A 20,462-nucleotide genomic window follows, 5' to 3' on the forward strand; every position below is an offset into this window, starting at 1 on the left:
TCATGGACCTGCCCTTCGTCTTCGAGAGCAATGCTGAGACCGCCAAGCTGCTCGACGGCCCGTTCGGCAAGAAGCTGACCGAGCTGGCCGCCGACAAGGGGCTGATGCCGCTGGCCTACTGGGGCGCGGGCTTCCGCAACCTGACCAACAGCAAGATGCCGGTCACCAAGGTCGAAGACATGAAGGGCCTGAAGATCCGTGTGCTGCAGGCGCCGACCTATATCGACCTGTTCAATGCACTGGGCTCGAACGCCGTGCCGATGCCGTTCACCGAGGTCTATACGGCGCTGGAGCAGAAGACGGTCGACGGCCAGGAAAACCCGGCCACGACCATTGTTTCGGCCAAGCTGTATGAGGTGCAGAAGTTCCTGTCGCTGACCCAGCATATCCAGTTCGCTTCGACGCTGGTTTTCGGCAAGCCGACCTGGGACAAGCTGAATGCCGACGAGCGCAAGATCATCACCGACGCGGCAGCCGCCGCCCAGGCTTACCTGCGTGATGCGGCCGACAAGGACGAAACCGAGCTGATGGCCAGGCTGAAGAGCAGCATGACCGTCAACGAGATTGCCCCGGCCGAGAAGGCCCGCTTCCGCGCCGCTGCCAAGCCGGTGGTCGACAAGTATGCCGCTGCCAACGATCCGGACCTGGTCAAGCTGCTGTTCAGCGAGCTTGAACAGATCCGCAAGAAGTAAACGCCTGGACGGGCGGGGCCCATGGCTCCGCCCGTTTCCTGACCGGTGATATTGCATGATCGACCCAGAACTCGGTCCATTCCTGGAGATGTGGCGCGCCGCCTGGTCGGGGCTGGCGCCGGATGCTTCGGCACAGGATCGCCGGGCCATCATCGATCGCATTGCGGCGGATGCCCGGCAGCCGCTGCCAGCCGGGATCGAGTCAAAGGTCATGGTGGCGCGCCATGGCTTGCGCACGGTCAGGGTCGTGGTATTTCGGAAAATTCAGAACGATCCTGCACCCTGCCTGATCTACATGCATGGTGGTGGTTTCGTGCAGGGCAGCCCCGAGACCCATGACGAGATTGCCGTCGGGATCGTGGCCAAGACCGGCCAGACCGTTGTCAGCGTGGATTACTCCCTCGCGCCGGAACGGCCTTTCCCGGCTGCGGTGATGGACTGTGAGGCCGTGGTCTACTGGGTGTTCGAGACCGCATCCGATCTGGCGATCCGCACCGATGCCGTCAGTGTTGGCGGCGACAGCGCCGGCGCCAATCTCGCGGCTGTGATGGCCCTGGTTTTCCGCGACCGGCCCCAGAGCCTGAAAGGGCAATTGCTGTTTTATCCGGTTGTTGATACCGACCTCACACGGCCGTCTTATACCAGCAATGCCAATGGGCCGATCATCACCACCGCTGCAGTGCAGCAGACCTGGGCCATGTATTGCAGCAGCGAAGATGTCCGCAACCAGAGCGCCCTGGTGGCGCCGTTGCGGGCACCGAATCACCACCGCCTGCCGCCGGCCTTTGTCGCGGTCGCGGAGAATGATCCGCTTCTGGATGAGGGACTAGCCTATGCGGATGTGCTGAGCCGGAGCGGGGTGCCGGTCAAATTGCAGAGGGGGCAGGGGCTGATTCACGGGTATTTGCGGGCCATGCAGTATTCCCAGGCCGTCCGCCGGGAATTTGATGCGGCTTGCAATTGGTTACGTCAGCTCTATGCGGTATAGGGACATGACACCCGATACACAGCATAAGGGCGGCAGTCGAATGGCGAAGCGTAAGGCGGGCGGGTCGAGCGGGGCTGCACCAAGGCGTCGGCGCAAGGTCGCCAAGATCGCAACCGTCAGTCCGCCCCGCCAGAGCAGCCGCACCAATGACCCGGAAAAGGTCAAGCGCAACATCCTGGATGTCGCGACCAAGGAATTCTCGGCCAAAGGCCTGAGCGGCGCCCGCATCGACGAGATTGCTGCCCGCACCCATACCAGCAAGCGGATGGTGTATTACTATTTCGGCGGCAAGGAGGGCCTGTATGTGGCCGTGCTTGAAGACGCCTACAGCAAGATCCGCGCGATTGAAAACCAGCTCGATCTCGATCATCTGGAGCCCGAGGCCGCGCTGCGGCGCCTGGTGGGGTTCACCTACGACTATGAAGGCTCGAACCAGGACTTCATCAATCTGGTGATGAACGAGAATATCCATAAGGGCAAGTATCTGGCCCAGTCGAAGAAAATCCGCAGCCTCAACGTCCCCGCCATTGCTGCTGTCCGCCGCATCTACGAGCGTGGCTGCGCTGGCAAGGTTTTCCGCACGGGCCTCGACCCGATTGAGATCCATTGGGCGATCAGTGCGCTGTGCTTTTTCAATGTATCGAACCGGCACACGTTCTCGCTCATCTTCGACCGCGATATGACCAGCGCGAAATCGGTACGGGAGCGGCGTGAGAATGTCATCGAGCAGATTGTCCGCTTCGTAAAGCGTTAGTCCGGAATGCGGTGCGTAACTCAGTGTCGGTCCAAAATGTACGAACCGGTACGTTCATTGTTGGGATTGGATGAGTGCAGATTATGACAGATCGATATCTCGTAGGGTTGATCGGGACGAATATCATGAAATCGCTATCGCCCGCCTTGCATGAGGATGCGATGGCGGCAGCGGGTGCGCATGGTTTCTATCACCTGATGGACCTCAGCATCATGAAGCGTGAGCTTGGCGCCGTGGTCGGCAGCCTGTTCACCGTTGGCTTCTCCGGAGTCAATGTCACGCACCCTTACAAGGAAGCGGTGCTGGAACACCTGCATGAGGTATCGCCCCAGGCCCGCGAGATCGGCGCCGTGAATACGGTCGTGGTCGGGTCCGATGGCAAGACCACCGGCTATAACACCGATCGTATTGGCTTCAAGCGCGGCTTCGAGGAAGTCCTGGGTGAGAATGCCGCCAAGGGGCAGTCAGCCCTGCTGCTGGGGGCTGGCGGTGCCGGCAAGGCGGTTGCTTGGGCCATGGTCGATCTTGGCATCCGCCATCTGTATATTTTCGACAAGGATACCGGGCGTGCCGCCAGCCTGGCTGCGGATATCAACCAGATATCGGCAACCGATATTTGCCGTGCCGTGGCCGACCCGACCGATGTCGCGGGCCAAGTAGCTGGTATCGTCAATGCGACGCCAATCGGCATGATGGGATATCCCGGCATGGCGATCGACGCGGCGCTGATCGCGCCCAGCCACTGGGTGGCCGATATTGTTTATACGCCTCTGATGACTGAGCTGATCAGCACGGCCCGCCGGAAAGGCTGTGTGACCGTGACCGGCGCCGGCATGTGTGTGCATCAGGCCGCCGAGGCTTTCCGGCTTTTCACCGGCATCACGCCAGACGCCCAACGCATGACGCGGCTGTTCAACGACCTGGTGGTCAAGCGCGATGCCAAGCTGCTCGCTGACAATGCCTGACATTCGCACTGTCATTCACGCGCAGGACCGGCTGGGCGAGACGCCGTTATGGTGCGAGCGGACCCAGACGCTGTGGTGGATCGATATCGAGAATCCCACCCTGCATTGCATCCTGCCGGCCACCGGGGTCCATCGCGCTTTTCCAATGCCAGGAAATTTTCTGGGCTGCCTGGCGCTGCGCGAGTCTGGCGGCCTGATGGTTGCCATCGACCGGGCGCTGCATTTCTTTGACCCGGGCACTGAAACACTGACTCTATTCAGCCGGATTGAAGGCGACGATCTCGACAACCGCCTGAATGACGGCCGCTGCGATGCCCGGGGCCGCTTCTGGGTGGGCAGCATGGACAACCAGCTGCACCGGCCAAACGGCTCCTTCTACCGCGTTGACCCTGATGGTGCGGCAACACGGCTGTTCGGCGACATCATTGTCACCAACACGATCTGTGTCTCGCCGGATGGCCGCACACTCTATATGTCGGATACCCGTCGATTCACCATCTGGGCGTTTGATATCGAGACCGATGGTGCTCTCGCCAATCGCCGTGTCTTCATCGACCATTCGGCCGTGAAGGACCGCCCGGATGGCGCCTGTGTCGATGCGGAAGGCTATATCTGGAATGCAATCTTCGCCGGCGGTCGGATCGTGCGCTATGCGCCAGATGGCCGCATCGATCGCGTGATCGCAGTGCCAGTGACCAATCCAACCTGCCTCTGCTTCGGCGGTCCAGACCTTGGCACCCTGTATGTAACCACGGCCCGTAAATTCCTGTCCCCGGAGCAGCTGGCTGCTGAACCGCTGGCCGGGGCATTGCTGGCCCTGGATGTCGGGATCAAAGGATTGCCCGAAGCCCGCTTCGGCGGCTAACCGCTCTTATTGGAGGATGCATGCGTCGTTCCATCGCCACCGTCTCGTTGAGCGGCACCTTGTCGGAAAAACTCGAAGCTGCGGCGGCCGCACGGTTCCATGCGGTCGAAATCTTCGAGAACGATCTGCTGTTCTTCAATGGCTCGCCGCGCCAGGTGCGCGGTCTTGCCAAGGACCTCGGTCTCGAAATCGTGCTGTTTCAGCCCTTCCGCGACTTCGAGGGTGTTTCAGACGCGCAGCTCAAACGCAATCTGGATCGCGCCGAAAAGAAATTCGATGTGATGGCGGAGCTTGGCGCTCCGCTGATGCTGGTCTGCTCCAATGTGGCGCCGGATGCCATCGGCGATCCCGAACGGTCTGCTGCCCAGATGTATGAACTGGCGGAGCGGGCTGGAAAACGCGGTTTGAAGATCGGCCTCGAGGCCCTGGCCTGGGGCACCCATATCAATACTTATGGGCATGCATGGCAGGTGGTGAAAACCGCCAACCACCCGCATCTTGGTGTTGTGCTCGACAGCTTCCACACCCTGGCGCTGGGCGATACGCCGGACGCCATTACCGATATTCCCGGCAACAAGATCTTCTTCGTTCAACTGGCCGACGCGCCGAAGCTCAGCATGGATATCCTGTCCTGGAGCCGGCATTTCCGCTGCTTCCCCGGCCAGGGCGACTTGGACGTGACGTCCTTCACGCTGAAAGCCCTGGAGGCCGGCTATACCGGGCCGCTGTCGCTAGAGATCTTCAACGATGACTTCCGTGCCGCCTCCACACGGCTTACCGCTGTCGATGGCATGCGCTCCCTGAATTATCTGGAAGAGCAAATGCGCCTGCGTACCCAGACAGCAACGACGGCGCCGACACAAAGCGTTGCCAGGCGGGTCGAACTCTTTGCGGCCCCGCAGATGCCGGAACTGAAAGGCATCGCTTTCATCGAATTCGCGGTGGACGGCCCGAGCAAGGATGCACTGGCCACTATGCTGACCGGGCTGGGCTTCCGACGAGCCGGCCGCCATAAATCGAAAAACGTCACGCTGTACCGCCAGGGCGAGACCAATATTGTCCTGAATGCTGAACCGGATTCGTTTGCGCATTCCTACTATATCGTCCACGGCCCTTCGATCTGTGCGGTCTGCCTGCAGGTCGATGACGAGATCCAGATCCAGAGTCGTGCCGATGCCTATCAATGCACCCGGTATGAGGGACGCATCGGTCCGAATGAACGCAATATTCCGGCCTTCCGTTCGCTCGATGGCAGTCTGCTGTATTTCGTCGATCAGGATTTCGACTTCTCGACCGACTTTGTCCTGCAGGATGACGGCGGTGAAAATCATGTCGGCGTCATCGACCACATCGCCCAGGCGGTTCCATCAGGGCAGATGGATTCCTGGGTGCTGTTTTACCGGTCGGTGCTGGGCCTGCAGCCCGAAAGCATCTGGGTGTTGCCCGATCCTTATGGCCTGGTGCGCAGCCGCGCCGTCCGTAGCGCCAATGGCGCCGTTCGATTCCCCCTCAGTTTCTCCGAAGACCGCAATACGGCGACCGCCAGGTCGGTGTCGACATTCTCGGGGGCTGGCGTCCACCACATTGCCTTCTCGACCACCGATATCTTCGAGGCGGTGGCCAGCATGCGGGAGAAGGGCGTGTCGCTGCTGACCATTCCTGCCAACTATTACGATGACCTGTCGGCAAAATTCCCGCTCGCCGACGATGTGATCGAACGGTTGCGCCAGCATAATGTGCTGTATGACCGGGATACCCAGGGCGGCGAATTCTTCCACGTTTTCACCGACACGTTTGACGACCGCTTTTTCTTCGAGGTGTGCCAGCGCGTTGGTGGCTATGACCAGTATGGGGCCGCGAATGCCCCGGTTCGCATGGCGGCCCAGGCACAGCGCAGGATCAGTGAACCGCTGAGGAGTTTATAACGGTCGTCAATACCCGAAGATAACGCCCATTTCCCTGAGAGGCTGCTTGGTGATGCCCAGTGTATCCAGGGCGCCCCACAGCGTGGCAGAGATTGAGTCGATAACGGGAATTCCGGTGCGCGCCTCGATCAGCGGTGCCAATCGTGTCGCATCCATATTGGTGCAGATGATGGCGATGGCGTCAGGCTTGTCAGCGGCAACGGCCATGATCATTGATTCGATCTCCGCTGCCGGCAGGGTGGCGAAGGAAAAGTTGTCCTGCAGGCCGGCATGGCGCTCGGCCACACAGCTATAACCGGCGGACTGGTAATTGCTCGCGATTTTGGCCTGAACGTCGCTGAGATAGGGCGTCACAAAGGCCAGCCGCTGTGCTTTCAGCCGCTGCAGAATCTCATTCATGGCCAGGATGGCCGTGGTTGCCCGGATGCCCGTCTGTGCCGTGATGGTGGCGGCAAGCTGCACATCGCGATCAAAGCCAAGCCAGCTGGCCGACGTTCCGTTCCAGGCAATTGCATCCACCTTGGCATGCGACAGCAGGGTGGCGGCCTGCAGGATGGGTGCGGCATCGAACTGGCCGAGCGCGGATGCCGACAAGGCGATTTCGGTGACGGGAAAACGGGCGAAATGGGCGCTGACGTTTGGCAGGGGACGCAGCAACCCATAGGTTGCCGGCTCCAGTGCCGTGTTGGAAGACGGCGTCAGCATCCCCAGTCGTGTGCTCATCAGAAATTTCCCGAAAACAATGCAGGAGGACGGAAGCCGAATTGATCCAGCTGTTCCAGCTCGGATGCAAAGGCCAGCAGGTCATGGTCGCAGCCGGGCGCGGCGATCAGTTGCAGGCCGATCGGCAGGGTTTCGCCGGGCGGCCAGTAGGGCAGCGACAGAGCCGGACAGCCGGTCAGGGTGATGATCGCGGTGATGGCCAGATAGTCGATCACGCTGTTCATCGGCTGGTTGTCGATGCTGTTCACTTCACCGGCGTCACGGCCGAACGGCAGGATGGCGGCTGCCGGTGTGATCAGGATATCGGCATGGGAGAAGAAATCGATGAAACGACGGTAGAGCGCAGAGCGATCTGCTTCGGCCTGCAGGTAGGTCGCGGCTGAGAGGCCATTGCCGCGCTCTATGTTCCAGCGCACCGTAGGCGACAGGACTGCATCATGCAGATCGCGCTGGATGGCCAGATTGCTGTGGATATGAGCCGCGCGCAGCGTGGCAAAGGTTGCCATCGCCCCAGTGCAATCCGGATGATCCTCTCGCGTGGCATAGCCCGCGCGATGCAGGGCCGCGCGGGCCATGTCAAAGCGTGCAGCCATGTCGCGCGACATTGGGGCAGTGCAGAGGTCGCGCGAGGCGGCAAGGCGACGACTTGTCCCTGCTGGTGACACCGTCATGCGCAGCGAGACGGGATCGCGCGGGTCCGGCCCAGCCAGTGCATCAAGCAGCCGCCGCGACTGATCGACAGTCTGCGCGAGAAATCCCGCCGTGGACAATGTGTCCCAGGCCAGACGGCGGGTTGGCGCCGGCAGCAGTCCGATACTGGGGCGATAGCCGATCACACCGCAGAATGCCGCCGGGGTGCGCACCGAGCCGCCGAAATCCGTCCCGAGTGCCGCCTGTACCAGGCCGGCGGCAACCGCTGCCGCTGAACCGCCACTGGAACCACCGGAACTCAGCGACAGGTCATGCGGATTGGCAGTCGACGCACAGAGTGCGTTGGCACAGATGGCGCCGAAGCCGAATTCCGGCGTGTTGGTCTTGCCGATGACCACCGCACCTGCGGCCTTCGCCCGCGCCACCAGAATATCATCCTGTTGGGGAATATGGTCGCGGTAGATGGCTGAGCCATAGGTGGTGCGCAGGCCGGCGGTGTCGATCAGATCCTTGATGCCCAGCGGCATGCCATACAGCCGTCGCCCTTGTTCGCCCTGGCGGTCGAGCGTGGCCGCCTCAAGTCGCGCGGTCTCTGACAGCGTGATGAAGCTGTTGAGGCGAGCATCCTGTTCATGGCAGCGTTCGAGTGCCTGGCTGACCGCGTCAAGAACGGAGTGCGGTGCGCCCGCTGCCGCCACTTTCGATGCGCCGGCCGTCATCGCCATGGATCAGGCGACGCCGCGTCTGGCTGGCGCGATGCCGATATCCTGGAAGATGGCGACGATATCATCGGGGTCCGGTGCCGTGGCGCCCAGATGCAGCCGATGCTCAATCTCATCAAGATGCCGGTTCATCGCAGCCAGCGCACCAGCCTTGTCGCCGGCGAGGATCATGTCGGTGATGACAGGATGTGCATCCGGAGAGCAATCCGGGGAGCCCGGCACTTCAAACGTGGCGATGGCCAGCGAGGTGCGCAGCATCAGTTCCTTGGCGAAGTCGAGCAGTACCGAATTGCCGGCCAGTTCCGCGATCAGAATATGAAAATCGGCGGTCAGCGCCAGCGAGGCCCAGCGGTCATTGCGATCATGGCCGGTTTCGCGCGAGATATGCTGCTTCAGCTTGCGACGCATATCGGCGTCCAGCTTGTCGATCACGGTCGCCACCGTGGTGGTTTCCAGCACGCGCCGCGCTGCGAAGATATCGCGCGCTTCCTGCACTGTGGGGCGATAGATGAAGGCGCCGCGATTGGGGAAATGCGTGACGATGTGGCGCGACACCAAGTGCGCCAGCACCTGACGGATATGGATGCGGGTGGTTTCGAAAACCTGTGCCAGCGCATCCTCCCCCAGCTTGGTGCCGGGCTTCAGGCGCTTTTGGCTGATCGCCTTGAGAATGCCCTGGACGACGGGATCGTCATCCATGGTTCTCGGTTCCGTGCCGGCGGCGTCGGTTTCGCGGTCTTTGCGGGCAGGTTTCATCCCATCCTCTTTAGCGAATCTGCCCAAATATTGGAAGCAATCTGATTGCTCAATTATTCACCATCTGCCTATATTATTGATTACAATACAACCATTAAATTGGCGCCAATTTATATCAAAATAGGAATACAATTTAAATACAGTGGCTTATCCCTCCGCGTCGCTCTGGCATACCCATTGCTAAGTCTCCCCCCAAAGAGGGGGCTCATGGGCAAGCTGGTACTCAGTGGTGCTTTGATCATGCGGGACGGCCAGACGGCCTTCGCGCCGGAACCGGTCGATATCCTGATCGCCGACGACCGCATCGCTGCCATCGCGCCCGCCGGCACGATTGCCGATGCCGACCGTCGGATTGATGCCAGCGGATTGATCGCCACGCCCGGTCTGATCAACGGGCATCTGCATTCCTGGGACCACTTCATCAAGGGCAGGGTGGAAAACCTGCCGATGGAAATGATGATGGCGCATCTGCGTCCGGCCGTGCCGCTGCCGCCGACCGAGCGCGATATCTATCTGCGCACCATGATGACGGCGGTGGAATCGCTGCGCACTGGCGCAACCACCATCATTGACGATCTCAGCCTGGGTCAGACCTTTGATCGCGGCCATGTCGATGCTGCGCTGCAGGCCTACAAGGATGCCGGTATCCGCACCTATGTCGGTTTCTCGATGATCGACAAGGCGGTGGTCGACAGCTGGCCATTCGTGGAAGAGAGCTTCGCGCCCGAGACCCTGCAATGGCTGCGCTCGCTGCCGCGCCCGAAAGGTGGCGCGCTGCTGGATCTGGTGCGGGATCTGGCAAAAACGCATCACCCATCGACGTCGCGGGTAGGCGTTCTGGTAGCGCCCTCGGCGCCGCAGCGCTGCACGGATGATTTTCTGCGCGACTGCCGCCATCTGGCCGACGAGCTGGATCTGCCGGTGATCGTGCATGTGCTGGAGACCCGGCTGCAGGCCGTGACGGCCGATATCTTCTGGGGTCGCAGCATGGTTGAGCACCTTGCCGCGCTGGGCTTCCTCAAGCCGAAAACGGCACTGGTGCATGGCGTCTGGCTGACGCCGCGCGATCGCGCCCTGATCGCCGAGGCCGGTGCCACCGTGCAGTATAATCCATGGAGCAATGCCTCGATCGGCTCCGGGGCTGCGGATTTTCGTGCCCTGCGCGATGCCGGCGTCAATGTGGCCATGGGATCGGATGGCTGCGGGGTGACTTTCAACTGCTCGATGCTGCTGGCGTTGAAATTCGGCGCCGGCATTGGCCGTGTGCGTAATACCGAATACCAGCGCTGGCCGACCGCCGCGGAAATCTGGGAAGCGGCAACACTCGGTGGCGCCCGGGCCCTTGGCCGCGAACACGAACTTGGAAAACTGGCACCCGGTCATAAGGCCGACCTTGTGCTCTATCGCCTGAACAGCATGGGTCTGGTACCGCTGAACATGCCGGTGCGCCAGATCGTGCATGGCGAAAGCGGCAGCGGCATCGACATGGTGTTGGTCGATGGCGAGGTCGTCATGCAGGGCGGCAAACTCACCAGGATCGATGAGGACGGGCTGATCGGCGAATTCCAGGCCGCCCATGCCGCCCTGCTGGAGCGCATTCAAGCCTCTGAAGCGGCCTCCGGCCCGGTGCTGGAGGGGCTGGGGCGTATCTACCAGCGCTCACTGGCCGTGCCGATTGCCGCCGACACCACGCGTGGCGTGATCGACCTGCCGTCCGTTGCGGAGGCCTGGTGATGACGCAGAAGCGCGGAAACGGCCTGGCCCTCAGTGGGATCAATCACTGGTTCGGCGCCACCCAGGCGCTGGATGGCATAACCCTGCGTATCGAACCCGGTGAGCTGATCGCGCTGCTGGGGCCCTCGGGGTGTGGCAAGACCACGCTGCTGCAGATCATTGCCGGCTTCCTGCAGCCCAGCACTGGCGAGGTTCTGCTGGATGGCTATCGCGTCGAGCATATGCCGGCCAATCGCCGCCGCATCGGCATGGTGTTTCAGAATTACGCGCTGTTTCCGCATCTGAGTGTGTTCGAGAATGTCGCCTATGGCCTGAAGGCCCGCAAAACACCATCCGCCATGGTCAAGGCCAAGGTGGCGGAAATGCTGGCACTGGTGAAGATGGGGCATCTCGCCGACCGCCTGCCGGGCCAGCTTTCCGGGGGGCAGCAACAGCGTGTGGCGCTGGCGCGGGCGCTCGCCATCGAGCCCGGCATCGTGCTGCTGGATGAACCTTTCTCCGCACTGGACAAGAATCTGCGTCTCGACATGCAGATCGAGATCAAAAGCCTGCTCACCGGCTACGGCGTCACCTCGATCATGGTCACCCATGATCAGGAAGAGGCGTTGTCCATGGCCGATCGCATCGTGGTGCTCAATCGCGGCCGCATCGAGCAGGTCGGCACGCCGGATGCGCTCTATGACCGGCCAGAGACGCTGTTCGTCAATCAGTTCATCGGCCATGCCAATTTCCTGCAAGGCACGCTGGCCGCACCCGACCGTGTTCTGCTGCGGGCAGGCCTGGAGATCAGGCTGCCGTCGCCATCCGCCTTGCCGGTCGGGTCTGCCGTGCTGGCCTCGATCCGGCCGGAGAATTTCACTTTCGGCGAACCGGGTCTGCCGGGGGCCCTGGAAGCCTCGATTCGGCTGACGCTGCCACTGGGTGCCGCCGATGTTATCGAGGCTGCGACGCAGAATGGCGAAACCATCAAGATTCATCGACCCCGTTCACCGGCGTCGAAATCCTATCCGTCCGGCACACGGCTGGCACTGACGATCACCGACCCAACCGGCATCGGCCTGTTTGCCATGCCGTCCGATGTAACCGTCTAACGACAGCAAGGGAGAAGCATTATGCAGTTTACCCGTCGATCCGTTCTCACCATGGGTTCCGCTGCGATGGCGATGGGCGCCATGGGTGGAATCCCGCAGATGGCGCGTGCCGCCGGTTCCATCGTTGCCACCACCTATCCCGGCAGCTTCGATGAGGCATTCAAGTCCGTCGTCGGCCCGGCCATGGCCAAAAACAGTGGCGGTGGCAGCGTCAGCTTCTCGCCACTGCTGAATGTCGACCAGATCGGCAAGATTCAGGCCTCGCGCAATGCACCGCCCTTCGATGTCGTTCTGTTTGACGAAGGGCCGCTGATTCCGGCGATCGAAGCCGATATCCTGGAGAAATTCCCGGTCGAAAAGTCGAAAAGCTATGCCGATATTCCCGAGGCTTTCCGTGACCCGCGCGGCTATGCCCCGGTGATCACCGTGCAGCTGATCGGTATTGCCTATAACCCCAAGAAGATCAAAACGCCGCCGACCTCCTGGGAAGATCTGTGGAAGCCGGAATACAAGGGACGGGTCGGCATTACCGGTCTTGGCTCCAGCCTCGGCACGGCCTTCATGGTCGAAATCGCCAAGCTGCATGGCGGCTCGGAAACCAATGTCGAGCCGGGCTTCGCTGCCATCCAGAAGCTGCTGCCCAATGTCGGCGCCATTGCGCCATCGCCGGGTGCCCTGGCGGCCCTGTTCCAGCAGGGTGAAATCGATATCGCCTTCAATTACTGGAACAACGTCGCCCTGCTGGCGGCCAAGGGCGTCGATATTGCCTTCGCCAAGCCGAAGTCGGGTGCCGTGGTGGTACGCAGCAGCGCGCAGATCGTCAAGAACAACCAGAATTCCAAGCTGGTGCTCGATTATCTGGATACCGTGATGTCGTATGACGTCCAGAAAGGCCTCGAAGCCAATCCCTGGGTGATGATGCCGACCAACAAACGCGTGCCGCTGACGGGTGCCAACCTGACGGTGGCCAAGAGCGTGGACGATCTGGTGGCCAACAATGTGCTGCTCGACTGGACCAAGTTCCAGAAGCTGCGTGGCGAATGGATCACGCGCTTCAACAAAGACGTGAAACTCTAAGCAATAGGCGTGCGGATCATGCTGCTGCGATCACCCGCGATGAAACAGATGTTGCCGGCGATGCCGCTGGCGACGCTGTTCCTCGTCACCTTCGTGGTGCCGTTGCTGGTCCTGGTCTTTCTCAGCCTGTTTCGCACGCCGCAATTCCTCGAGATGGGTCCGGACCAGTATGTCCGGTTCTTCTCGGAAGGCTTCAGCCTCCAGGTTCTGTTCGACACCCTGGTGCTCGGTGTCGAGGTGGCCCTGCTGACCCTGCTATTATCCTATCCGCTTGGTCTGGCCTATCTGGCAGCCAGCCCCACCGGACGTACGATTATCACTTTCCTGATTCTGCTGCCGCTGCTGACCAGCACGGTGGTGCGCACCTTTGCCTGGATCGTCATTCTCGGCCGCGAAGGCATCGTCAACTCCACCATGCTGTCACTCGGATTGTGGGATCAGCCGGCACGATTGCTCTATACCTGGGGCGGACTTGTGGTGGCGCTGGCGCAAATCCAGCTGCCACTGATGGCCCTGCCGGTGATCAACAGCCTGCTGCGCGTTGATCGCAATCTGATGAAGGCGGCAGAAGGGCTGGGCGCCAGTCAGCTTCGCATCTTTTTCACCGTGATTCTGCCGCTGACCCTGCCGGGTGCCATTGCTGGATGGCTGCTGGTCTTTGCCGCCGCGGTCACGGCCTTTATCACCCAGACCCTGGTGGGGGGCGGGCGCATGATCCTGATGCCGCTCTATATCTACCAGCAGGCCATGGGTGTTCAGGAATGGCCGTTTGCCGCGGCGCTATCCCTCATTTTCACGGTCGCGGTGATCGGTATCGTGGGCGTCATTGGCGCAGTATCGCGGCGATTCATGCGAGGCATCGATGCAGCGTAGCCCCGGCGACCACCTCTATTTCGGCACGGTCGGCCTGCTGGCCGGCTTCACCATGCTGCTGTTGCTGGCACCGACTGCGGTGGTGCTGATCATTTCGTTCACCGGCGGCATCACGTTGAAATTCCCGCCGCCAAGCTGGTCGGTCCGCTGGTATCTTGAACTGCTCAAATCCGACGAGATCATCCAGCCCGCCATCACCAGCCTGAAGGTTGCGGTTCTGGCAACGATCGGCTCCGCAACATTGGGCACGGCAGCGGCGCTCGGCATCGCCCGCAGCAAAACCCGGCTGGCCCGCCTGCTCGATTCTCTCTTCATGTCGCCGATGGTGCTGCCGGCCATGGCCTTTGGCCTGTCGCTGCTGCTGGTTTTCAATATGCTGGCGATCCGGCTGTCACTGGCCACGCTGGTGCTGGGGCATATCATCATCTGCGTGCCTTTCGTCATCCGCATGGTCGGCGCCGCTGTGCAGCAGCTCAATCCGGTGCTGATCGACTGTTCAATCAGTCTCGGCGCCAGCCGCTGGTACACGTTTCGCCGTATCACTTTTCCGTTGATCCGGCGCGGCATTGTCGCCGGCTGCTTCGTTGCCTTCCTGTCATCCTTTGACAATGTTCCGATTTCCCTGTTTCTGGCGGATGCACGCACCGAAGTGTTGCCGATCAAGCTCTGGGCCATTCTGGAAGGCAGTCTCGATGTGCGCGTCGCGGCGGTTTCCGGCGTTATCGTCATTGCGACGCTGATTGGCCTGATCCTTGCCGAGCGGCTGGGCGGTCTGAACCGCCAGATGCAGAGCCGGTAAAACCATGACCATCCAGCGCGATCTTCGCGGCTATGGCCGCGCCCGGCCCGACATCGTCTGGCCCAATGGCGCCCGCCTGGCGGTTTCCCTGACGGTGAATTTCGAGGAAGGCGGCGAGCTTTCCATCGAACAGGGCGATGCCGAGACCGAGCAGTTCGGCGAAGTCTTGTCGGTACAGCCACCCGGGGTCCGCGACCTGGTACAGGAGCAGGTCTTCGATTACGGCATGCGCGTCGGCCTGTGGCGCTTCCTCGATGCGTTTTCTGCCCGCAATACCAGCGCTACCTTCATGATGTGTGGCCGAACGGTGGAGCGCGTGCCCGATCTGGCCCAGGCCGTTGTCGAAGCCGGGCATGAAGCAGCTGTGCATGGCTGGCGCTGGCTGCCACATTCACGCTATCGCGACCCGGATAGCGAACGGGCCGATATCATCAGAACCCGTGATATCATTGCAAAGGCCACCGGCAAGGTTCCGGTTGGATTCATGACGCGCGGTGGCCAGAGCCCTTGGACGCGCGGCCTGCTGGCCGAACTGGGGTTCGGGTATGACTCGAATGCGCTGAACGACGACCTGCCCTATTGGGACACGCTGTCAGGCGGCCAGCGCATGCTGGTTCTGCCCTATGGCTTTGACACCAATGACATGAAATTCTTCCATCCCAACGGTTTTGTGCAGCCCGAGCAATTCTCCAACTATGTCGGTTCGGCGCTGGACGTGTTGCTGGATGAGGCGGACTCCGGCCGGTCTTCGATGCTGTCGATCGGCTTCCATCTGCGCATCTGCGGCCGACCCGCCCGCTTTGCGGCAGTGCAGGCCATTCTGCGCGACCTGGCGGCCCTGGGGGATCGTGTCTGGGTTGCCCGTCGGAACGAGATCGCGGCGCATTTCTCCGCTGCATATGGCTGACCGGCACTGACGGAAACCCCGCCGTCGCTTTTCCCGGAATTGCGTTGATTTCGATCAAGGGCCGGGGGGCATCCGGGCATATGCTGCCCGGATGAAAGATGATCAGGCTTTACCATATCACGCGCTCACAGCCGCGGCGGCGCTGGCTCAATTGGAAGCGACGCCAACAGGGCTGGACAGTGCAGAGGCTGCGCGGCGGCGTCAGTTGCATGGCGCAAACCGGTTGCCTGAGGCGGGCGGTAAAAGTCTTGTCGGCGTTATGCTGCACCAGTTCCAGTCGCCATTCATCTATTTGCTGCTTGCCGCAGCCCTGCTCAGTGTCAGCATCGGTCATGGCCGCGATGCCGGCTTTATCCTGGCCGTGCTGCTGTTGAATGCCGCCATCGGTGGGTGGCAGGAATGGCGCGCAGAAATGCGCACACGCAGCCTGAAATCGCTGGTCCGTGGCCGGCTGCCAGCCTGGCGCGATGGCCAACTGGTATCACTGGATACGGAAGATCTGGTGCCAGGCGACATCGTTCAGGTCGAGAGCGGCATAAAGATTCCTGCCGATCTGCGGTTGATCGATGCGCAGGCACTCGCGACCGATGAAAGTCTGCTGACCGGCGAATCCCTTCTGGTCGAGAAGCAGGCGGATTGCCCGGTATCCACGGATGCTGTGGTCAGCGAACGCAGCAATATGCTGTTTGCCGGATCAACCGTGCGCCGCGGCCGTGGTCGCGCTCTGGTGGTTGCCACTGGTCGGCATAGTGAAGTGGGGCAGTTGGCGCAGGCGCTGCAAATGCCATCGGCATTATCACCGTTGCTGCAGCGGATGGATGTCTTCACCCGGCAGATTGCCATGGTGGCGATGGTGCTGATCGGCATGATCGCAGTGTTGGAACTGCTGCGTGGTGTCGATGCGGCCGATATTCTGCTGCTGGCGATTGCCCTGGCTGTTTCGGCAATCCCCGAGGCACTGCCGGTGGCGATGACCATCGTGCTGTCGATCAGCGTGCATCGCATGGGGCTGCGCCAGGTGGTGGTCCGGCATCTGTCTGCCGTGGAAGGGCTCGGCGCCTGCACCCTGATAGCCACCGACAAGACCGGAACCCTGACCATCAATCGGCTCAGCATTGAAACCGTATGGCTGCCGAGCGGTGCGTCGGTGGCTGCCGTCCGCGTTTTGCCGAACCATCCACGAGTGAAAGCTCTGGCTTTTGCTGCCGCGCATTGTTCGGAGTTTCGCGGCGCCGCTGCCCTGCATACCGGCGAGGGCGTTGGTGATGCGGTCGACCTGGCTTTCCTGCGCCTGGCGGTGCGTTCCGATTACGAGGCAGTGTTGGAGGGTATCGAGCAGCGCGGGCATATTGCATATGAGCCGGAGCGTCGGTATGCGGCGGCGTTCCACGCTGCGGGTGACGAGTTGGTGGCCTATGTGAAAGGTGCACCGGAGACCGTGATGGCGCTGTGTGGTGCTGATACCTGGGAGGCAACGCGCCGGCAGGAGGCCGAGCAGGCAATCCAGGCGTTGGCTGCCGATGGGTATCGCGTCATTGCCGTGGCCTCCGGCATGGTTGCGCAGCCGGATGAGCAGGCCTTGCGCGGTCTAAGTCTGTTGGGCTTTGCCGGTCTGATCGACCCTTTGCGGCCCGAGGCTCCAGCCGCTGTGCGTGCCGCACGTGCCGCAGGCATTCGCGTCATCATGATCACCGGCGACCACCCGCTGACAGCACGGGCGATCGCCCGCAATCTGGGTCTGATCGATCCCGCAGATGAGACTGCCGTGCTGACCGGTGGGCAGCTGCGCATGCTTGAGGGCGATCTGGCCGGCCTCGATGACATGATCGCCGGGGTTTCGGTTTTTGCCCGCACGGAGCCGCTGCAGAAGCTTGCCATAGTCCAGAGCCTGCAGCGACAGGGCCATATCATTGCCGTGACCGGCGATGGCATCAATGATGCCGCCGCCTTGCAGGCAGCCGATATCGGTGTCGCCATGGGGAGGGGCGGCACCGATGTGGCGCGGGATGCTGCAGATCTGATTCTTGTGGATGATAATTTTGCCTCGATTGTTGCCGGGATCGAGGAGGGGCGGGCGGCTTATGCCAATTTACGTAAGGTGATCCTCTATTGCGTATCCACGGGTGCAGCAGAGCTGCTGTTGATGTTGCTGGCGACTCTATTCGGTTTGCCGCCGCCGCTGACCGCGGTGCAGTTGCTCTGGCTCAATCTGGTATCGAACGGAATTCAGGATGTAGCCCTCGGCTTCGAGAAACCGGAGCCGAATTTGCTGCAGCAACCGCCGCGTGCGGCTGGCGGCCCGATTTTCGACCGCACCATGCTGGAGCAGGTGCTGCTCTCCGGCTTCACCATGGGGCTGCTGGCTTTCGGCGGGTATGTCTATGCGCTGTGGGGTCTTGGTCTCGACAGTGTCGCGGCCCAGGGCCTGACACTGTGGCTGCTGGTCTGGTGCGAAAACGCCCATGTGCTGAACTGCCGTTCGGAAACCCGTTCTGTATTCCGCCTGCCCCTGTCGGCCAACTGGTTGCTGATCGGGGGCGTGGTGGTGACCCAGGGATTGCAGATTGTTGCCGCACAGCTGCCTGGAATCGGCAGGATGCTGCGACTCGAGAGTGTCGATCTGGTTCATGCCGCCATGCTTGCGCTGCCTGCCCTTGGGCTCATTGCGGTGGTGGAGATTTATAAAGTCTGGCGCTTCCCGTCTGGCGTGGTCCGCACGCAATAATTTATCCACAGAGCGAAAAGACGGATTGACCGCCCCCTCTAATGTCATATTAATATAACAATATGAATTAATGCCGGAGGGTAACCGCCCATGGCGATGCGTCGACATATAGGCAATGCGGTCCACGAAAGCTTGCCGACCCCGCTGTATCACCAGATCTATCTGATCCTGCGCGGTCAGATATCGGACGGTAAACTCGCGGCCGGCGCCCAGGTGCCGGGCGAGGAAGAACTGGCGCGGCAATTCAATGTCTCGCGCATCACGGCGCGCCGGGCGCTGGCTGAGCTGGCGGCCGAAGGGCTGGTCACACGCGGTCGTGGTCGTGGCACCCATGTCACGCATCGCAATGAGCCGCCGCCGGTGCGTGGTGCGGTCGAGGGCCTGATCGAAAACCTGATGGCCATGGGCCTGAAGACCCAGGTGGAGTTGATCGATTTCGGTTACGAGGCCGCGGCACCGGATGTTTCTGCGGCCCTGCAGGTCGACGCCGGCGCAGAGGTGCAGCGTGCCGTTCGTGTGCGCTCGCTGGAAGCCGGGCCTTTCTCCTATCTCACCACTTACGTGCCCGCCGAAATCGGCCGCAAATTCGGCCGCAAGGAGCTGGCGCGCGAACCGCTCCTGGCCCTGCTGGAACGTTCTGGCGTGGTGATCGGTGCGGCGGACCAGACGATCTCGGCCACCCTGGCCGATACCCATGTGGCGCCGCTGCTGAAAACCGCCGTTGGCACACCTTTGCTGCGCATCAGTCGCGTGGTGCATGATGGCAATGGCCGTCCTGTCGAATACATCATCGGGCTGTATCGCCCGGATCGCTATCAATTCCGTATGAGCCTCGACCGTGTACGTGGCGGGGAGCGTAACACCTGGTCGGCCAGCGTGGCGCCGACGACTGGGGGAAGTAAGTCTTCGCCACGCTCCACCAACAGGGAGAAAAAGTGATGAGCATTCACAAATTTCCAGTTTCACGCCGCCATTTCCTCGCCGGCACCGCTGCAACGGCTGCCGCCGGAATCACCGGCTTTCCTGCCATCGTCAAAGCCCAGCGGGCACCGATCAAGGTCGGCATCCTGCATCCGGTGACCGGGCCACTGGCGCCCTCGGGCCAGCAGTGTCGCCTGGGCGCCAAGCTCGCTATCGACACGATCAATGCCAATGGCGGCATCGCCTCGATGGGCGGCGCCAAGCTCGAAGCCGTCTATGCCGATGCCCAGTCCAGGCCGGAAGTGGGTGCTGCCGAGGTCGAGAAGCTGAACGAGGCCGGTGTCTCGGCCATCGTCGGGCCGTTTGCCTCCGGCATCGCGCTGGCCACCACCCAGGCGGCTGCCAAGCACGGCATTCCGCATGTTGTCGATGTTGGCGTGGTTGACCAGGTTGTCACCCGCGGCCTGACCAATACCTTCCGCTTTGGCCCCGGCCTCAGCAAGATCGTCGACAGTGCCATCAGCAATCTGGTTGCGCTCAACACCCAGGCCGGCAAGCCGGCGAAGACCGTGATGATCGTGCATGAGGAATCAGCGTTTGGTGCCGGCATGGCCCAGACGCTGAATGCCAAGCTGCCGGGCATGGGCTTCGAGGTGCTGGAGACCATCGCGCACGCCAATCCGACCCGCGATTTCAACAACATCGTGCTCAAGATCAAGGGCCGCAATCCGGACCTGCTGATCCCGTCGAATTATTACAACGAGTTCGTTCTGCTGGCCCGCACATTGCGGCAGCAGAAGGTGCGGCCGAAAGCGATTTACTCGATTCTCGGCGGTGCCGCCTCGCAGTATCGCTTCGTCCAGGAATTCCCCGATGCGGCGGAATTCATCATGGACTGCAATCACTGGTTCGACCCGCGCAATCCCGTGGCGCTTGAGCTGAAGAAGAAGGTGGAAGCCGAGAAGCAGTTCTTCTCCTACGAAGTGTTCCTCAACCATGAATGCGTGCGCCTGCTGGCCGATGCCATAGAGCGTGCGGCCTCGACCGACCGCGCGGCAATCAATCACGCGCTGGCGTCGTCGGGCTGGTCGAACCACTTCATGCCCTATGGCCCGACCAAGTTCGTCAATGGCCAGAACGAAGGCGCCGCCCCGGTGAACACCCAGATCCTGCAGAAGGATATCAAGGTGATCTTCCCGAAGGACTTCGCCAATGCCAAGCCGGTCTTCCCGGCGCCCAAGGCTTAAGTCGAGAAATGGCGGAGCCGGATCCCCGGCTCCGCCACGCCTTAGCG

At 61.6% G+C, this 20,462-nt stretch carries 18 protein-coding genes; 15 read left to right on the forward strand and 3 right to left on the reverse strand.

The window, feature by feature from the left end; all coding sequences use genetic code 11:
- From AAG821_RS17055 to AAG821_RS17080, 6 genes are all read left to right on the forward strand, one after another.
- Positions 1-692, forward strand: a 692-nt coding sequence (locus tag AAG821_RS17055; protein WP_341916357.1) for a DctP family TRAP transporter solute-binding subunit, incomplete at its 5' end; no start/stop codon positions are given.
- A gap of 88 nt (positions 693-780) precedes the next feature.
- Positions 781-1,680 carry an alpha/beta hydrolase gene (locus AAG821_RS17060; RefSeq protein WP_341911029.1) on the forward strand — a complete coding sequence of 300 codons (900 nt, stop codon included), beginning with the start codon at positions 781-783 and terminating at the stop codon, positions 1,678-1,680.
- A gap of 40 nt (positions 1,681-1,720) precedes the next feature.
- A complete protein-coding gene (locus AAG821_RS17065; RefSeq protein WP_341911031.1) occupies positions 1,721-2,434 on the forward strand; it encodes a TetR/AcrR family transcriptional regulator in 714 nt (237 codons plus the stop codon).
- An 83-nt stretch (positions 2,435-2,517) separates the two neighbouring features.
- Positions 2,518-3,399 carry a shikimate dehydrogenase gene (locus AAG821_RS17070; protein WP_341911032.1) on the forward strand — a complete coding sequence of 294 codons (882 nt, stop codon included), beginning with the start codon at positions 2,518-2,520 and terminating at the stop codon, positions 3,397-3,399.
- Positions 3,392-4,264 carry an SMP-30/gluconolactonase/LRE family protein gene (locus tag AAG821_RS17075; protein WP_341911034.1) on the forward strand — a complete coding sequence of 291 codons (873 nt, stop codon included), beginning with the start codon at positions 3,392-3,394 and terminating at the stop codon, positions 4,262-4,264. Before AAG821_RS17070 ends, AAG821_RS17075 begins: the two co-directional genes overlap by 8 nt.
- Positions 4,265-4,284: 20 nt before the next feature.
- The gene (locus AAG821_RS17080; RefSeq protein ID WP_341911036.1) at positions 4,285-6,189 is read left to right on the forward strand and encodes a TIM barrel protein; all 1,905 of its coding nucleotides are present in this window, start codon (positions 4,285-4,287) and stop codon (positions 6,187-6,189) included.
- Positions 6,190-6,195: 6 nt separating this feature from the next.
- On the opposite strand, the gene AAG821_RS17085 is transcribed toward AAG821_RS17080, so the two are convergent.
- From AAG821_RS17085 to AAG821_RS17095, 3 genes are read right to left on the reverse strand one after another with little or no spacing between them, the layout of a single operon-like run.
- On the reverse strand, positions 6,196-6,912 hold the full coding sequence (locus tag AAG821_RS17085) for an aspartate/glutamate racemase family protein (protein WP_341911038.1): 717 nt from the start codon (positions 6,910-6,912) through the stop codon (positions 6,196-6,198).
- Complete coding sequence (locus AAG821_RS17090; protein ID WP_341911040.1) at positions 6,912-8,288, reverse strand: amidase; 1,377 nt, start codon at positions 8,286-8,288, stop codon at positions 6,912-6,914. The genes AAG821_RS17085 and AAG821_RS17090 overlap by 1 nt, the downstream gene beginning before the upstream one ends.
- A 3-nt stretch (positions 8,289-8,291) precedes the next feature.
- Positions 8,292-8,984, reverse strand: a complete 693-nt coding sequence (locus AAG821_RS17095; protein WP_341911042.1) for a GntR family transcriptional regulator — start codon at positions 8,982-8,984, stop codon at positions 8,292-8,294.
- 264 nt (positions 8,985-9,248) lie between these two features.
- On the opposite strand from AAG821_RS17095, the gene AAG821_RS17100 reads away from it, so the two are divergent.
- From AAG821_RS17100 to AAG821_RS17140, 9 genes are all read left to right on the forward strand, one after another.
- Entirely contained in the window at positions 9,249-10,775 is a 1,527-nt protein-coding gene (locus AAG821_RS17100; RefSeq protein WP_341911044.1) for an amidohydrolase family protein, read from the forward strand.
- On the forward strand, positions 10,775-11,866 hold the full coding sequence (locus tag AAG821_RS17105; protein WP_341911046.1) for an ABC transporter ATP-binding protein: 1,092 nt from the start codon (positions 10,775-10,777) through the stop codon (positions 11,864-11,866). The genes AAG821_RS17100 and AAG821_RS17105 overlap by 1 nt, the downstream gene beginning before the upstream one ends.
- A 21-nt stretch (positions 11,867-11,887) precedes the next feature.
- A complete protein-coding gene (locus tag AAG821_RS17110) occupies positions 11,888-12,943 on the forward strand; it encodes an extracellular solute-binding protein (RefSeq protein WP_341911048.1) in 1,056 nt (351 codons plus the stop codon).
- 18 nt (positions 12,944-12,961) lie between these two features.
- Positions 12,962-13,816: an ABC transporter permease gene (locus AAG821_RS17115; protein WP_341911050.1), complete on the forward strand. Its 855-nt coding sequence runs from the start codon at positions 12,962-12,964 to the stop codon at positions 13,814-13,816.
- Complete coding sequence (locus tag AAG821_RS17120; RefSeq protein WP_341911052.1) at positions 13,806-14,615, forward strand: ABC transporter permease; 810 nt, start codon at positions 13,806-13,808, stop codon at positions 14,613-14,615. The genes AAG821_RS17115 and AAG821_RS17120 overlap by 11 nt, the downstream gene beginning before the upstream one ends.
- 4 nt (positions 14,616-14,619) lie before the next feature.
- Entirely contained in the window at positions 14,620-15,522 is a 903-nt protein-coding gene (locus AAG821_RS17125) for a polysaccharide deacetylase family protein (RefSeq protein ID WP_341911053.1), read from the forward strand.
- A 91-nt stretch (positions 15,523-15,613) separates the two neighbouring features.
- On the forward strand, positions 15,614-18,247 hold the full coding sequence (locus AAG821_RS17130) for a cation-transporting P-type ATPase (RefSeq protein ID WP_341911055.1): 2,634 nt from the start codon (positions 15,614-15,616) through the stop codon (positions 18,245-18,247).
- Between the two features lie 90 nt (positions 18,248-18,337).
- On the forward strand, positions 18,338-19,186 hold the full coding sequence (locus AAG821_RS17135; protein WP_341911057.1) for a GntR family transcriptional regulator: 849 nt from the start codon (positions 18,338-18,340) through the stop codon (positions 19,184-19,186).
- The gene (locus AAG821_RS17140) at positions 19,186-20,415 is read left to right on the forward strand and encodes an ABC transporter substrate-binding protein (protein WP_341911059.1); all 1,230 of its coding nucleotides are present in this window, start codon (positions 19,186-19,188) and stop codon (positions 20,413-20,415) included. Before AAG821_RS17135 ends, AAG821_RS17140 begins: the two co-directional genes overlap by 1 nt.
- The last annotated feature ends 47 nt before the right edge of the window (positions 20,416-20,462 follow it).

It is taken from the genome of Ferrovibrio terrae, assembly GCF_943372915.1.
GTDB classification, from domain to species: Bacteria; Pseudomonadota; Alphaproteobacteria; order Ferrovibrionales; family Ferrovibrionaceae; genus Ferrovibrio; species Ferrovibrio terrae_A.

What these genes read in the sequence shown, in the direction of transcription:
- AAG821_RS17060 (WP_341911029.1), top strand. Translation starts at nt 781, where the DNA reads ATGTGGCGCGCCGCCTGGTCGGGGCTGGCGCCGGATGCTTCGGCACAG.
- AAG821_RS17065 (WP_341911031.1), top strand. Translation starts at nt 1,721, where the DNA reads ATGGCGAAGCGTAAGGCGGGCGGGTCGAGCGGGGCTGCACCAAGGCGT.
- AAG821_RS17070 (WP_341911032.1), top strand. Translation starts at nt 2,518, where the DNA reads ATGACAGATCGATATCTCGTAGGGTTGATCGGGACGAATATCATGAAA.
- AAG821_RS17075 (WP_341911034.1), top strand. Translation starts at nt 3,392, where the DNA reads ATGCCTGACATTCGCACTGTCATTCACGCGCAGGACCGGCTGGGCGAG.
- AAG821_RS17080 (WP_341911036.1), top strand. Translation starts at nt 4,285, where the DNA reads ATGCGTCGTTCCATCGCCACCGTCTCGTTGAGCGGCACCTTGTCGGAA.
- AAG821_RS17085 (WP_341911038.1), bottom strand. Translation starts at nt 6,912, where the DNA reads ATGAGCACACGACTGGGGATGCTGACGCCGTCTTCCAACACGGCACTG.
- AAG821_RS17090 (WP_341911040.1), bottom strand. Translation starts at nt 8,288, where the DNA reads ATGGCGATGACGGCCGGCGCATCGAAAGTGGCGGCAGCGGGCGCACCG.
- AAG821_RS17095 (WP_341911042.1), bottom strand. Translation starts at nt 8,984, where the DNA reads ATGGATGACGATCCCGTCGTCCAGGGCATTCTCAAGGCGATCAGCCAA.
- AAG821_RS17100 (WP_341911044.1), top strand. Translation starts at nt 9,249, where the DNA reads ATGGGCAAGCTGGTACTCAGTGGTGCTTTGATCATGCGGGACGGCCAG.
- AAG821_RS17105 (WP_341911046.1), top strand. Translation starts at nt 10,775, where the DNA reads ATGACGCAGAAGCGCGGAAACGGCCTGGCCCTCAGTGGGATCAATCAC.
- AAG821_RS17110 (WP_341911048.1), top strand. Translation starts at nt 11,888, where the DNA reads ATGCAGTTTACCCGTCGATCCGTTCTCACCATGGGTTCCGCTGCGATG.
- AAG821_RS17115 (WP_341911050.1), top strand. Translation starts at nt 12,962, where the DNA reads ATGCTGCTGCGATCACCCGCGATGAAACAGATGTTGCCGGCGATGCCG.
- AAG821_RS17120 (WP_341911052.1), top strand. Translation starts at nt 13,806, where the DNA reads ATGCAGCGTAGCCCCGGCGACCACCTCTATTTCGGCACGGTCGGCCTG.
- AAG821_RS17125 (WP_341911053.1), top strand. Translation starts at nt 14,620, where the DNA reads ATGACCATCCAGCGCGATCTTCGCGGCTATGGCCGCGCCCGGCCCGAC.
- AAG821_RS17130 (WP_341911055.1), top strand. Translation starts at nt 15,614, where the DNA reads ATGAAAGATGATCAGGCTTTACCATATCACGCGCTCACAGCCGCGGCG.
- AAG821_RS17135 (WP_341911057.1), top strand. Translation starts at nt 18,338, where the DNA reads ATGGCGATGCGTCGACATATAGGCAATGCGGTCCACGAAAGCTTGCCG.
- AAG821_RS17140 (WP_341911059.1), top strand. Translation starts at nt 19,186, where the DNA reads ATGAGCATTCACAAATTTCCAGTTTCACGCCGCCATTTCCTCGCCGGC.